We start from the raw sequence: 13,882 nt of genomic DNA on the forward strand, positions 1-13,882 counted from the left end.
ATTAATTCATAATTTCGTAATTATAAGTTAATATGTTAATATGAAGAGAAAGTTTACAATGCTTTTAATAGCAGCAATGAGTTTTAGCTACGCTCAGGAAAGTACCAGCTATCAGAAACCTTCTGCCGAAATTCTTAAGCTGGCAGATTACACAAGACCACCATCTGTATTGATGGACAGCAAAAAAGAATGGATGGTATTTACCTATCGTCCAACTTATAAGAATCTGAAGGATCTTTATGAGGAAGATGTGAAGCTGGCGGGATTGAGAATAAATCCGTTGACTAATATCTCGAGTACACTGACATATATTGATAATCTGAAAATAAAGAATCTGAAAGGAAAATCTGAAGTTCAGGTTAAGGGGCTTCCTCAGAATGCAAGCCTTGCTTATTTTTCATTTTCACCAGACGAGAAATCTTTGGCATTTACAAATACAACTTCAAAAGGTGTTGAACTTTGGGTAGTGGATTTGGCAACGGCAACAGCAAAAAAAATTACTTCTGACAATCTGAATGCAAATTTAGGTTCTCCTTTTACCTGGTTCAAAGATTCAAAATCATTTTTAATTAATGTTTTGCCAGCAAACAGACCTGCATTATTGAGTGATAAAAATGATATTCCAACAGGGCCAACCGTAGCAACCAGTACCGGAAAAGTATCACAGAATGCAACATTCCAGGATTTGTTAAAAACACCAAAAGATGAAACTAATTTTGAAAATCTTGCAACTTCTGAATTAGCCAAAGTAGATTTGAATGGTAATGTATCCGGATTTGCAAAAAGCGGAATGTATGCTTCAAAGACATTTTCGCCAGATGGTAACTATATTATGATTTCCTCGATTAAAAAACCGTTTTCATATATCGTCCCATTAAATCGTTTCCCTTCTGAAACTGTAGTTTTTGATAAGACTGGTCAGCAGGTAAAGGTAGTGAACGAAATGCCTTTAAATGAGATTATGCCTAAGGGATTCTCTTCTGTAAGAACAGGTAAAAGAAGTATAGCATGGAGAAGCGACATGCCTGCTACTTTATATTATGTTGAAGCATTGGATGGCGGAGATCAGTCGAAGAAAGCAGAATACAGAGACCAGATCTATACATGGGATGCTCCTTTTAATGCAGAAGCTAAAGCATTATATAAAACTAAAGAAAGATTTTCTGATATAGATTGGGGGAATGCAGATAATGCATTTGTTTCCGAAGGATGGTATGATACCAGAAGTACCAAAACCAGCTGGATTAATCCAAAAACAGGAGATTCTAAACTTATTATAGACAGAAATTTCCAGGATGTATATAGCAATCCGGGGAATCTTGTTTCCGAACGAAATCAATATGGCAGAAACGTTGTAGAAATTAAAGACGGAAAAACATATTGGATAGGAGATGGCTTTACCAAAGAAGGGCAATTTCCTTTCATCAATGAAATGGATCTGAAAACATTTAAAACAAACAGACTTTATACATCTAAATCTACAACTGTAAAAGAGAGGATTCTGGATGTTTTAGATCCTAAAAAAGGTGATATTCTGGTAATGGATGAATCCAGTACAGACTATCCTAATTACTTTATTAAAAACTTTAAGACCAATAAAAGCACTCCTGTAACAAACTTCCAGAACCCTTTTGAAGGTTTGAAAGGTGTGCATAAAGAAGTTATTACCTATAAACGTAATGACGGCGTTACTCTTACAGGGAATTTATATCTTCCGGCAGGTTATGATATGAAATCTAAAAAAGAAAAACTTCCGTTGCTAATCTGGGCTTATCCGGCTGAATATAAAGACAAGGCAACAGCAGGAATGAGTACTAAAAATGCAAATACTTTCACTTTCCCTAGTTATGGATCTTTCATCTACTGGGTTTCTAAAGGATATGCAGTATTGGATGATGCATCTTTTCCTATTATTGGTGAAGGAAAAACGGAGCCTAACGATACCTTTATTCCACAGTTAGTAGCAGATGCTCAGGCGGCTATTGATGCTGTAGACAAACTAGGTTATATAGACCGTAAAAAAGTAGCTGTAGGCGGACACTCTTATGGTGCATTTATGACGGCTAATCTTTTAACACATTCTAATCTTTTTGCTTGTGGTATTGCGAGAAGCGGTGCATATAACAGAACACTTACTCCGTTTGGTTTCCAGAGCGAGCAAAGAAATTATTGGGATGTACCGGATGTGTATACGAAAATGTCACCTTTCATGAATGCTGATAAAATGAAAACACCATTGTTATTGGTACATGGTGAGGCAGACAATAACCAGGGAACATTCACTGTACAAACGGAACGTTATTTCCAGGCACTTAAGAACCTTGGTGCTCCTGTAAAAATGGTATTACTACCTAAAGAAGCACATGGTTATGTAGCAAAAGAAAATATTCTTCACTTGCTTTATGAGCAGGATATCTTCTTAGAAAAATGCCTGAAAGGTAAATAAGCAAAAAGCTCCCAAATGGGAGCTTTTATTTTTATATGTTTGAAATCGCTTACTCTGCTACAGCGCGGAATCTTGCTAACGGAGCCATACGAGCCTTGTTAATAGACAATACATCTCCTTCTTTGCTCACTGTATAATTATCAGCAGCTATTAAGGCTTTACTCAAGCCTTGTTCGATACTCATATCTTCACAAGCCATCATAGTAGACATTCCCTGAGCAAACTGAACTCTAAAGCCGGTTAGCTTAAGATTTCCACCGATACCATTACAGCCACCCGATGCTTCATATCTATACTCTTTATCCTGCTTTAGAAGTTTCAGATAAGGTTCTTTTCCGTTCACTTTATCGGCTACAGGTTTACCGTTTAGCTCAATTAATTTCCATTTTTTTCCAAGAACTGTATTTTCGGGCATTGTATTTTGTTGTGATGTGTTATTATTGTTGTTCGTATTCTGAACAGTATTACAGGAGTTTGCAAATAGTAATATTCCTGCAGCAATAAGTGTAAGATGTTTTTTCATAATTTATTTTTAAAAAATTTTATGTTTATTATTTACTAAGATACTTTTTTTTATAAATAGGTTGGAAAATAATCTGTTTTCTTCATAATTTATTTTACTGAAACGATCATTGATCTGATTATAAATATTTTACTACATTTGTAGTATCATTCAAAATTCAGATAGTAAGCATGTAGAATTCGATTTCTTTCCGTAATTATTTAATCCTGATGTCAGGGTTAATTTCTATTTATTCATTTTTTTAAAGAAAGAAATAATGCTTACGTTACAAAATATCACTTATCAGCACCCTGATAAGGAGATTCTTTTTGAGAAGCTTAATTTTATAGTTAATAAAGGCGAAAAGATTGCAATTGTCGGAAATAATGGTTCCGGTAAATCTACATTATTAAAACTAATCTCCGGATTATTAATACCTGCTGCAGGAGATATAAGAACAGAAGGGTCTGTTTATTATCTGCCACAAATCCTGGAACAATTCGATACACAGAATATAGCAAGTGCTTTGGGAGTGAAGAAAAAGCTTTCAGCTTTAAGAGAGATTCTGGAAGGAACGGTTACCGAAGAGAATATGACAGTTCTTGATGACGACTGGGATCTGGAAGAAAGAATAAAACAAGCGATGGAAGCATGGGGCTTGTTAGACTTTAGAGCAGAGGAGCCGATGAATCGGCTAAGTGGCGGTCAGAAGACAAAAGTTCTGATTGCCGGTATAGAAGTCCATCAGCCAGATATTATACTGATGGATGAACCTACCAATCATCTGGATAGAAAGAGCAGGGAGCAGTTATATGAATTTATTGAGAATACAAATAAAACCCTTCTGGTCGTTAGCCATGACAGAACCTTGTTAAACTTATTGCCTAAAACAGCAGAACTAAACCGTAAAGAAATGGTGCTTTATGGTGGTAACTATGATTTTTATAAAGAGCAAAAACAGATACAGCAAAATGCATTACAGAATAGTATTAAGAATACTGAAAACGCACTGAAAAAAGCCAAAGCTACTGAACGAGAAACTCTGGAACGCCAGCAAAAGCTTGATGCAAAGGGAAAGAAGAAACAGGAAAAAGCAGGTGTAGCTAAAATCATGATGAATACTCTGCGGAACAATGCTGAAAACAGTACAGCTAAAATAAGAGACACCCATTCTGATAAAATAGACGGTCTTAGTCAGGAGCTTCAGCAGCTAAGAAGAGAAGCTCCACTTACAGATCAAATGAAATTAGGATTTGATCAGACTAGCCTTCACCGTGGTAAAATACTGGTAAAAGGAGAGCATATAAACTTTGCCTACCAGGATAGGAATATTTGGAAAAAACCTTTGGATATTGTTGTTACCAGTGGAGAAAGGATTCTGATAAGTGGAGAAAACGGATCGGGAAAAACAACATTGATTAAAGTTCTTTTAGGACAGCTGAAATCTTCTGAAGGTATTATAGAAAGGGCAGATTTTTATTCTGTATATATCGATCAGGATTATTCTATGATTGATCATTCGTTGAATGTAATTCAACAGGCAGAATCATTTAACCTGCTTCCTTTACCTGAACACGAAGTAAAAACAATACTCAATCGCTTTTTGTTTGGGAAAGAGACATGGGATAAATCTTGTAGTGTACTGAGTGGCGGTGAAAGGATGAGGCTATTGCTTGCATGTTTGTCAATTGCAGGAAAAGCTCCGGATATTATTATTCTGGATGAGCCTACCAATAATCTTGACATTCAGAATATCGAGATTCTTACCAATGCTATTAGAGATTACAAAGGAACGCTATTGGTAATTTCACATGATGATGTCTTTTCTGAAGAGATAAATATTGAGACCAGAATTGTATTATAAAAGAAAAATCCTTGTCAGGGTTTTGACTCTGACAAGGATAACTTATTAAAGATTTTTATAAAACGCTTATTCTGTTACAGCCTGGAACTTTGCTAATGGAGCCATACGTGCTTTATTAAGTGAAAGGATATCACCTTATTTGTGTAGTTATAGTTTTATCTGATATAGTTAATTAGCATATGTATATGAGATTTATGGCATAAAAAATCCGAAAGAAACTCTTTCGGATTTTTTTAATATATCTATAAGATCTACTTCATTTTTTTACTTTGCTTTACCAGAAGGTAGCAGATGTATAAAAATGCTACCCATATCGGAATTAGCTCCACAGAAATTTTTAACCCTGTAAACCACATAATGACTAAGATTCCGAAAAGGAATATTAAGCATATATAATTAGTTGCCGGGTACAGAAAAGAAGGGAATTTTGTCTTTTGTCCTTTATGCGCCTGCTTGAATTTAAAATGTGTAAAGCTGATCATAATCCAGTTGATAACCAGAGATGATACTACAAGAGACATCAGTATACTAAGAGCTTTTTCCGGAATAATCTTGTTAATAACAATACAGATTGCAGCGAATACTGCAGAAACTAATATTGCCATTACCGGAACATGGTTTTTATTCAGTTTTGATAAGAATTTAGGAGCGTTACCTTGTTCTGCAAGTCCGAATAGCATACGACTGTTACTGTATACACTACTGTTGTATACTGACAATGCAGCCGTTAGAACAATAATATTCAGAACATTTGCAATAAGACTTGTGAAATACACAGTATGCCCGAATAAGTTAAACTGGAAGCCTTTTAATCTCTCGAAAACCATAACAAATGGGCTGCTTCCTTCTGTAATATTGGCCCATGGAGATAGTGAGAATAGGATAATCAATGCTCCTACATAGAAAATAAGAATTCTGTAGATTACCTGATTAGTTGCCTTAGGTATATTCTTTTCAGGATTTTCTGCTTCAGCAGCTGTTATCCCTACAAGTTCTAATCCACCAAAGGAAAACATAATAAGCGCCATAGCAGCTAATAACCCTTGAAAACTACCGCCAGAAGAAGTACTGATCCAGCCTTTAGGGAAGAAGCCTCCGTTATTCCACAGGTTGCTTATCGTTGCATTTTCCCCGCCGGTACCACTAATAAGCAGATAACTACCGAATAAGATCATAGCAATAATAGCTACAACTTTTATAATAGAAAACCAAAACTCAGCCTCTCCATATACTTTTACAGAAGCCAGATTTAGTGCATTAATTACAAAGAAGAAAAATAAACTGGACACCCACAACGGAATTTCAGGCCACCAGAATTGTACATAAACTCCTATTGCGGTAAGCTCAGACATACTTACCAAGATATACAACATCCAGTAATTCCAGCCAGAAGCAAATCCGGCAAAAGGGCCCCAATATTTGTATGCAAAATGGCTGAAGCTACCTGAAACAGGTTCCTGGACAACCATTTCACCCAATTGACGCATTATAAAAAAAGCAATGAAACCTGCCATTGCATAACCTAAAATTACAGAAGGACCTGCCAATACAGCTGCAGGACCTATACCCAGGAATAGCCCGGTACCAATTGCTCCGCCTAAAGCAATAAGCTGAATGTGACGATTTTGTAAACCGCGTTTTAATTCTTTCTTGTCTGAATTCTCCAACGTTTAATTTTTTACAAGTTTATTATTATTTTTCAGGCTTAAAAATAGCATTTTAATTATATTAAATCACATTTTGATTATATTTTTGCTGAAATAATAGAAGAAAAATAAGAAATTCCGGAATGATTTAATTTTTTCGGGTGTAAATAACGGAGTAATAGTAATATGGATAAAGAATATTTGTTGGAACAAGTGAAAACACTAGCACAGGAAAAAGTAAAGAATCTTGAAGAAATGATTGTATCTACACGGGCTTCCAATAATGATACAAAGAGCAGTATGGGAGATAAATATGAAACTTCCCGGGAAATGTTACAACAGGAAATCAACAGGCTTTTGTCCCAACAATCAGAAGTAAATAATCAGCTAGACGTTTTACAGAATATTAATACAAAAGCTTCTGCTGTTGTGGGGTTAGGAGCTTATGTAGAGACTTCTATGGGGAATTTTTATATCTCGGAAAGTCTGGGGAAACTTAATGTTAATGGAAAAGCAATTATAGCGGTTTCTGCAAATGCTCCGCTGGTACAATCTATGCTGAAGAAGAAAGCAGGAGAAGAATTTGAGCTCAATGGTAAAAATCAGAAGATTCTATCGATTGGCTAATTGATATTATTAATGATTAACATTCTCTGTAAATGCCCTTTAATTCGTACATTTGGGTATTCCTAAATTTTTCCGAATAACACTAAAATCATACTACTGTGGGTTTACTCCGTATTTATGCCGATTCTTTCAAGGGATTGTCAAAGGAAGCTTGGATGCTTTCTATCGTAATGCTTATTAACAGGTCCGGATCAATGGTACTGCCTTTCCTGGGTGTGTACATGACGGATCAGTTAGAATTCAGTATTAAAGAATCGGGGATTGTACTGAGTTTTTATGGTGTAGGATCTGTTATAGGTTCCTGGTTGGGAGGTTATATTACCGATAAGTTTGGAGAATACAGGGTACAGTCTACCAGTTTATTTCTCAGTGCTCCTCTATTTTTGCTAATCCCTATTTTTACTTCAGTAGAAGGGATGGCATTAATTATTCTGGTGCAAAGTATTATCAGCGAATCATTTCGTCCGGCTAACTCTGTAGCAATAACCAAATATGCAAGGCCGGAAAATCTTACCAGAGCCTTCTCTCTTAACCGAATGGCGATTAATCTTGGGTTTTCTATTGGTCCTGCTTTAGGGGGGATTTTGTCTTCATTTTCTTATGAACTGCTTTTCATTACCAATGCAGTAGGGGCAGTTATGGCAGGAATATTTTATGTGAGATTTTTTAGAAAAAGACATAAGATCTATCAGAAGAAAATGAAAGAGAAACCTATAGTTAAAGAGACTTTGGAAAAAGAACGTTCCCCATATAGAGATTCTCCGTTTTTGGTATACTGTCTGCTGTGTGCTATATTTTCAGTATGCTTCTTCCAGTTTTTCAATACGATTCCTATTTTCTATAAAGAAGTAGCACATCTAGACCAAAAGAGTATAGGGTATATCCTTGGCTATAGTGGGTTTATTATTGTGGTATTGGAGATGTTGGTTGTAAACTTTGCTGATAAATATCTTACCATTGCTAAAACTCTTCTTTATGGAATTCTGCTGTGTGCAGTAGCTTATGCTATGTTAGCAATTAACCACCATATTGCACTGCTTTTATTATCTATTTCTTTACTGAGTGTAGGCGAAATATTAGTACTCCCGTTTATGTCTACCATTACGGCATTACGGTCCGGGAAAACTAATCAGGGAGCCTATATGGGACTTAATGGTATGACGTTCTCTATTTCATTTATTATTACTCCCTTACTGGGAACCAGTGTAGCAAGTGACTTAGGTTTTAATACACTATGGATCGGATCGGGAGCTGTTTTAGCGTTAGCTGCTATTGCGATGTACTTTGTTGTAAACTGGCTTCTTCCGGGTAAGGTTAAAGCAGCTCATTAATCTATATCATAAGACTAACACAAAGGCACAATAATTTCTATTGTGCCTTTGTTTATACCGATATCAGCTAACTATTATTTTTGCTTTTGCTGCTTGATAAAATCAACCATTTTCTGATCTGCATAATTGGTAATGCCTTCAGATTGAAATGCAATAGCGCCATTTTTATCCAAAATCACTGTAGTAGGTAGAGTTCCTTTGTAAAATTCGCGAGGTATAGATCCATTGGGGAATGCTACAGGAAGAGTAAGTCTTTTGTCACTAAATAGCTTTTTGGCTTTTTCCTGATTGCCTTCTACTTCCAGAATAACAAACTTAACCTTATCATCATTTTTGAAATTTTCATACAGAGACTGTATTGTTGGCATTTCAGCGATACATGGCGGACACCATGTCGCCCAGAAGTTTATAAAAACAACTTTACCCTTCAGGTCTTCAAGGCTAACATTTGCTCCTTTTTCATCTTTGAGCTGCATTGTGTAAGCTGCTGTAGTGGCTTCTTTAGGTTTGTTATTGAATTTAGGACTAAAAAGACCAATTTTCATAAGTGTACTTTGTACAAAAACTTTTACTCCCGGAACGAAGATAATACCGAGAACAAAAATGACAAGAATAATATTGATAAAACGCTTCATAATAGGGTAAAGATAAGCATTTTAAAAGCATAAAAAAGACTGCCTAACAAAGCAGCCTAACAGATTATATTCTAAAATTAAATACTATTTTCCAGGTTCCTTATGAGTTGTTGGTGTATGGATGATGTCGTAATACACAGACTTGTCATTAGTATTCGGGTATACTCTGTAAGTAAATTCTGCTCTCGTTAAAACAGTAACATCTACAACACGGGTGAATAGAGTTTCACCTTTATCATTTTTAGCTACAATGGTTCTTGTTTTTCCGTCGGCACTAACAGACCAGTCTCCGTGCATTTTAGGAGAATCGTCCAGATTATACATCGTAAATGTGCCATCTGCTTTGAAGTATGCATAGCCTACAAAGTTTACTACATTTGGATCTTTAAGATCTACATTGGCACCGGCAGCATTTTTAGAATTTGTGGTTAACCATGGAGTAGAAGCCAGTGTCTGACTTGGTGTAAGATCTGGTTCTCTGTCGTTATTGTCGCTGGAACAAGAGATAGAGAATATGGCTAATAGTAATAAAGCCAATGCTGAGAGTAATTTTCTGTTTTTCATTATCAAAATATTAATTGCAGCAAAAATATTTTATAATGGGCCAGCGGTTATTGTATATATACTTGTAGTTGTTGTATAAATTATAACAAATGCTTTTAAGGAAAGTCTACCTGAAATCCTATTCCACGAAGTGACTGAATCTTGATACCTTCGTCGAACTGAAAATATTTACGGAGTCTGCTGATAAATACATCCAGACTTCTTCCTGTAAAGTAATCGTTCGTTTCCCATAGTTTATCCAGAATAATTTCCCGTTTGATTGTCTGATTATTGTGTTGCAGCAGAAACAGGAGTAAATCCAGCTCGCGTTGGGTAAGGCGAATCTCTTCTTTAGGGTGGCTAAGTAATAATTTATCAGAGTGCAGGGTGTAATCACCTATATTGATTACTGATAGAGGAGTAGAAGGCTGTGTTCTCTTCAGAATATTTTGTATTCTCAGGATAAGTTCTTCGGGATCACAAGGTTTGGACAGATAATCGTCTGCTCCCAGTTTCAAACCTGTAATCCGGTCTATTTTCTGGTTTTTAGCGGTTAGAAATAACAGTGGAAAATCAGATTTTTCCTTTATAATAGCTTTTGCAAGAGAGAACCCGTCAATATTAGGCATCATAATATCTAAGATACCAATATGAAAAGGAAATTCACTTTTCAGAAGTTCCATTATGTCCTCCGGGTTCTGGTACCAGAATACTTCAAAATCACTCAGTTCCAGATATTGCTTCAGGATCAATCCAAAATCGAAATCGTCTTCGGCTAAAAGTATCTTAGTTTTCATAAGGCAATGCGATTTTAAATGTTGTCCCTTTGCCAGTTTCACTTACTAGCTCAATACTTCCGTTATACCCGTTAACTATATCCTTCACAAGGAAAAGCCCCAATCCCAGTCCTTTTGTATTATGAATATTGTCGGACTGTATTCTGTAAAACTTTTCAAATATCCGCTGCTGTTCCTTTTTAGGAATACCATTGCCATTGTCTGTTATCTTTATATCCAGTGTATTCTGTATAGCCCTCAGATCAATTTCAACTCTTGTTGCTCCATATTTGGCACTGTTTTCACAAAGGTTTTTTATAAGTGTTTCCATAGCCGTTCTGTTAAACGGAAGTGTGTTTGGTGTAGTGTTATGCAACACAAAGTCTACTTTGGGATTAGCAAATTGCAGATCTTCAATATAATTATTCCAGTCATCATAATATACTTCCGTATTTTCCTCATCATTATTATCCTGTAATTGATGCATCAGATTTTCCAACCTGCTAATTTGTCTTTCCATCAATGGGAGATTCTCCTGATTCCAGTCCTTTCTTAGAGATTTTGCAGCAATTTTTAGAGTTGCAATAGGGGTTTTAAATTCATGAGCAATATTATCTACCACAGTATGCAGAATTTCAACCTGTTTTTGTTGTGAAATTAAGTTCTTAATAGTCCGTGTAAATAGCCATAGAACAGCCGCAAGTATAAGTATACAAGAAATGATAAGAATAGTAAGGTCTCTGAATACAATGGATTTGATATTAAGTATTTGAATATTGTAGTAGGTTTTTACTTTAAACGAATAGAAGTTATTCAGTTTGTTTGTTTTGTCATCCCTGTTTTCATTTGATGTTTCCCATTCACCGCCGTATCTTCTTCCAACTTTTGTAATTGGTCTTTTGGTTTCATAAATAGTGACGGTTGAATCTAAAATATATCTGTTGTCAGTTGTGCTTAATACATTTCTGAACTGATGGGATATGGCCACTTGCAGATTACTTCTGGAGGCTACACTGTCTACATAATGGGAAAAATAAGGTTTAATGGTTTCTTTATTTTCTAAAAAAAAGATTAATAATAAGCAAAAGTAAGAAAAACGATTAAGACCGTTGCTATACAGTGATTTGTAAAATTATAGTCTAAGAATGGAATGCTCTGTCTTACCGGTTTTGGACTTGAAATGACAAGGTTTGGTTACTAATTCGTTACTTGTTGATAGCTTGTAATTTTGTGGTAACTGATTATAATTCAGTGTTTTGCATTTGTTTTCATAATCCCTTGTAACTCAATGTAATTTAATTTTAATCATTAAACATTTGAGTTATGGAACAGACAAAAAAGTCAACGTTCAAACTACTTTTCTATTTGAAAAAGAATGAACTGAAAAAGAATGGAAATGCCCCCATTATGGCACGTATTACCATTGACGGAACAGCTAAAACTTTGGGAACAAAGCTAGAAATCAATCCAAATAATTGGAATTTGAAATTTGGGAGAGTTGAGGGAAAAAGTTCAGTTGCTTTAAACATCAATCAAAAGTTGGATAACATTCGTGGGCGCATCGACAAGATTTATGAAGATATGCTGAAACACGAAGGTTTTGCTACATCACAAAAAGTGAAACTGTCATTTTTAGGTGTCGGCGTAATGAATGATGCCATTTTAAAAGTTTTTAACGAACAGAATTCAGAATTTAAAAATTTAGTCGATAAGGGAGAACGTGCAGAAAGCACCTACTACAAATACAATATTGTTTATACTCACCTTTCAGATTTCATAAGCCAACGATTTCATAGAGACGATATGGCTTTCCGTGAGTTAACTGGCGACTTTATCAGAGAATTTGATTTTTATCTTCGATATGATAAACAATGTAGCCACAACACGGTTTGGGTTTACACGATGCCAGTTTTAAGCTTAATTGAACTGGCGATGAAAAAAGGTTTGATACGTAACAGTCCTTTTGAGGATTACGAAATCAGTATGGAAGAAACCGATAGAGGTTATCTTCTGAAAGAGAATGTTGAAAAATTAATGAAGTGCAAACCATCGCATCCTCGATATGAGCTGGTAAAAGATTTGTTTATTTTCAGTTGTTTTACAGGGTTATCGTATGTAGATATTAAAAAACTGACCGTTAGAAATATCCAATCTTTTTTTGATGGTCATCAATGGATTATCAGCAGAAGAAAGAAGTCTGATGTTGCATCCAATGTTCGCTTAATGGATATTCCAAAACGAATAATTGAAAAATACCAAGGCACCTCACGCAATGAATTTATTTTTCCGGTTCCTGGCAATACAACTTGCAATAATCACATTAAAATATTAATGGAAGATGCCGAGATTATTACTGAACAGAAAGTTACCTTTCATACTGCGAGACATACATTTGGAACAATGTTTTTGACCGAAGGTGTGCCTTTGGAAAGTCTTAGTAAAATGATGGGGCATAAAAATATTGCTACTACACAGATTTATGCCAAAATCACAAGCCAAAAAATTAGCAAGGATATGGATTTGGTTGCGCCTAAATTTCTTGCTATGGAAGAAGCTTTTTCAACAACTATTTAAACCATTTTTATTTTATCATTAGGCAGAACTTAACGGTTCTGCTTTTTTTTGGGCTTTAATTTTAAAAGCAAAAGCACATTTACTCTCCTCTGCATATCCCAACGCTGTAAAAGAGCTTTCTGCTTCTTTTGAAACAGAAAATTGAAAAATGCAATTCCCTTTCTCATCCCCTCGTCGATTTCATTTTTCAATTCCCTGTCGCAGGCTTTCTTAGCCTGTATTTAGTTCCAAAAAAAAATTATTAGAAAATGATTTTCCATAAGCAACCGGTAAAAAGGCAGCTAAGGTATAGCGGGCTGCCACCGCCCCTGTCCAACCAAAAGACTACGGCATAATGGCAAGGCAAAATGATGGCTTCGCCGAGTGGTAGTGTGTTGCCTTGCCACCCTTCGGGACTTATTCCGTTTCCTTTTGGTTTTTCGCTTAGCCCGCTAAGATTATCTGCTTTCTTTTTTCCGGTTTTTCTTTTGGAAAAATTATTTGAGAAGCGAAGCGAAACAAACCACTACGATTGCAGGAAACGAGAAAAGTGAACCTAACAAAAATGTACAACTTTTTAAAAATTATGGTTATGAACATCATTGGAAGACTGACAAAAGATGCGGAAGTACGCACATTGTCAAATGAAAAACAGGTAGTGAATTTTTCTGTAGCAACCAACGAAAGCTACAAAAACAAGCAAGGCGACCGCATAGAACAAACAACCTATTTCGATTGCGCTTATTGGATTTCTGCAAAGGTAGCCACACTACTCACCAAGGGTAAATTGGTTGAACTCACAGGCAGAGTAAGCACAAGAGCGTGGATAGGAAAAGACGGAGAAGCGCATTCTGGGTTAAACTTTCATACCTCGCAAATCAAACTGCACGGAGGTGGCAGGAAAACCGAAACCGTGCAAGTTACTGGAGAAGGAAAAACGGATGACCTTCCATTTTAAT

Annotated in this window: 12 protein-coding genes; 6 read left to right on the top strand and 6 right to left on the bottom strand. The window is 35.7% G+C overall.

Features of this window, described 5'->3' with window-relative positions:
* Positions 1-40: 40 nt before the first annotated feature.
* On the top strand, positions 41-2,446 hold the full coding sequence (locus tag AYC65_RS06155; protein ID WP_059333776.1) for an alpha/beta hydrolase family protein: 2,406 nt from the start codon (positions 41-43) through the stop codon (positions 2,444-2,446).
* Positions 2,447-2,495: 49 nt separating this feature from the next.
* Here AYC65_RS06155 and AYC65_RS06160 read toward each other — a convergent pair whose 3' ends face one another.
* On the bottom strand, positions 2,496-2,969 hold the full coding sequence (locus AYC65_RS06160; protein ID WP_034870199.1) for an META domain-containing protein: 474 nt from the start codon (positions 2,967-2,969) through the stop codon (positions 2,496-2,498).
* A 256-nt stretch (positions 2,970-3,225) separates the two neighbouring features.
* On the opposite strand from AYC65_RS06160, the gene AYC65_RS06165 reads away from it, so the two are divergent.
* On the top strand, positions 3,226-4,812 hold the full coding sequence (locus AYC65_RS06165) for an ABC-F family ATP-binding cassette domain-containing protein (RefSeq protein ID WP_034870200.1): 1,587 nt from the start codon (positions 3,226-3,228) through the stop codon (positions 4,810-4,812).
* Positions 4,813-5,063: 251 nt separating this feature from the next.
* Here AYC65_RS06165 and AYC65_RS06170 read toward each other — a convergent pair whose 3' ends face one another.
* Positions 5,064-6,479: an amino acid permease gene (locus AYC65_RS06170; protein WP_034870201.1), complete on the bottom strand. Its 1,416-nt coding sequence runs from the start codon at positions 6,477-6,479 to the stop codon at positions 5,064-5,066.
* A 165-nt stretch (positions 6,480-6,644) separates the two neighbouring features.
* Between AYC65_RS06170 and AYC65_RS06175 the strand changes: the two genes are divergently transcribed.
* Together AYC65_RS06175 and AYC65_RS06180 are read left to right on the top strand one after the other, a co-directional pair.
* Positions 6,645-7,085 carry a hypothetical protein gene (locus AYC65_RS06175; RefSeq protein WP_034870202.1) on the top strand — a complete coding sequence of 147 codons (441 nt, stop codon included), beginning with the start codon at positions 6,645-6,647 and terminating at the stop codon, positions 7,083-7,085.
* Positions 7,086-7,240: 155 nt separating this feature from the next.
* The gene (locus AYC65_RS06180) at positions 7,241-8,416 is read left to right on the top strand and encodes an MFS transporter (protein ID WP_052114712.1); all 1,176 of its coding nucleotides are present in this window, start codon (positions 7,241-7,243) and stop codon (positions 8,414-8,416) included.
* A 74-nt stretch (positions 8,417-8,490) separates the two neighbouring features.
* On the opposite strand, the gene AYC65_RS06185 is transcribed toward AYC65_RS06180, so the two are convergent.
* From AYC65_RS06185 to AYC65_RS06200, 4 genes are all read right to left on the bottom strand, one after another.
* Positions 8,491-9,051, bottom strand: a complete 561-nt coding sequence (locus tag AYC65_RS06185) for a TlpA family protein disulfide reductase (protein ID WP_034870204.1) — start codon at positions 9,049-9,051, stop codon at positions 8,491-8,493.
* Positions 9,052-9,135: 84 nt separating this feature from the next.
* On the bottom strand, positions 9,136-9,615 hold the full coding sequence (locus AYC65_RS06190) for a DUF4822 domain-containing protein (protein WP_034870205.1): 480 nt from the start codon (positions 9,613-9,615) through the stop codon (positions 9,136-9,138).
* Positions 9,616-9,710: 95 nt separating this feature from the next.
* The gene (locus AYC65_RS06195) at positions 9,711-10,391 is read right to left on the bottom strand and encodes a response regulator transcription factor (protein ID WP_034870206.1); all 681 of its coding nucleotides are present in this window, start codon (positions 10,389-10,391) and stop codon (positions 9,711-9,713) included.
* The gene (locus tag AYC65_RS06200; RefSeq protein WP_236887508.1) at positions 10,381-11,358 is read right to left on the bottom strand and encodes a sensor histidine kinase; all 978 of its coding nucleotides are present in this window, start codon (positions 11,356-11,358) and stop codon (positions 10,381-10,383) included. The genes AYC65_RS06195 and AYC65_RS06200 overlap by 11 nt, the downstream gene beginning before the upstream one ends.
* 335 nt (positions 11,359-11,693) lie before the next feature.
* Here AYC65_RS06200 and AYC65_RS06205 point away from each other — a divergent pair, with 335 nt between their 5' ends.
* Together AYC65_RS06205 and AYC65_RS06210 are read left to right on the top strand one after the other, a co-directional pair.
* Entirely contained in the window at positions 11,694-12,944 is a 1,251-nt protein-coding gene (locus AYC65_RS06205) for a site-specific integrase (protein ID WP_074229951.1), read from the top strand.
* Between the two features lie 571 nt (positions 12,945-13,515).
* Positions 13,516-13,881 (top strand): single-stranded DNA-binding protein, encoded by a 366-nt coding sequence (locus tag AYC65_RS06210; RefSeq protein WP_074230271.1) that lies wholly within the window; start codon positions 13,516-13,518, stop codon positions 13,879-13,881.
* Position 13,882 lies beyond the last annotated feature (1 nt).

This window comes from Elizabethkingia bruuniana, from assembly GCF_002024805.1.
Classification (GTDB): Bacteria; Bacteroidota; Bacteroidia; order Flavobacteriales; family Weeksellaceae; genus Elizabethkingia; species Elizabethkingia bruuniana.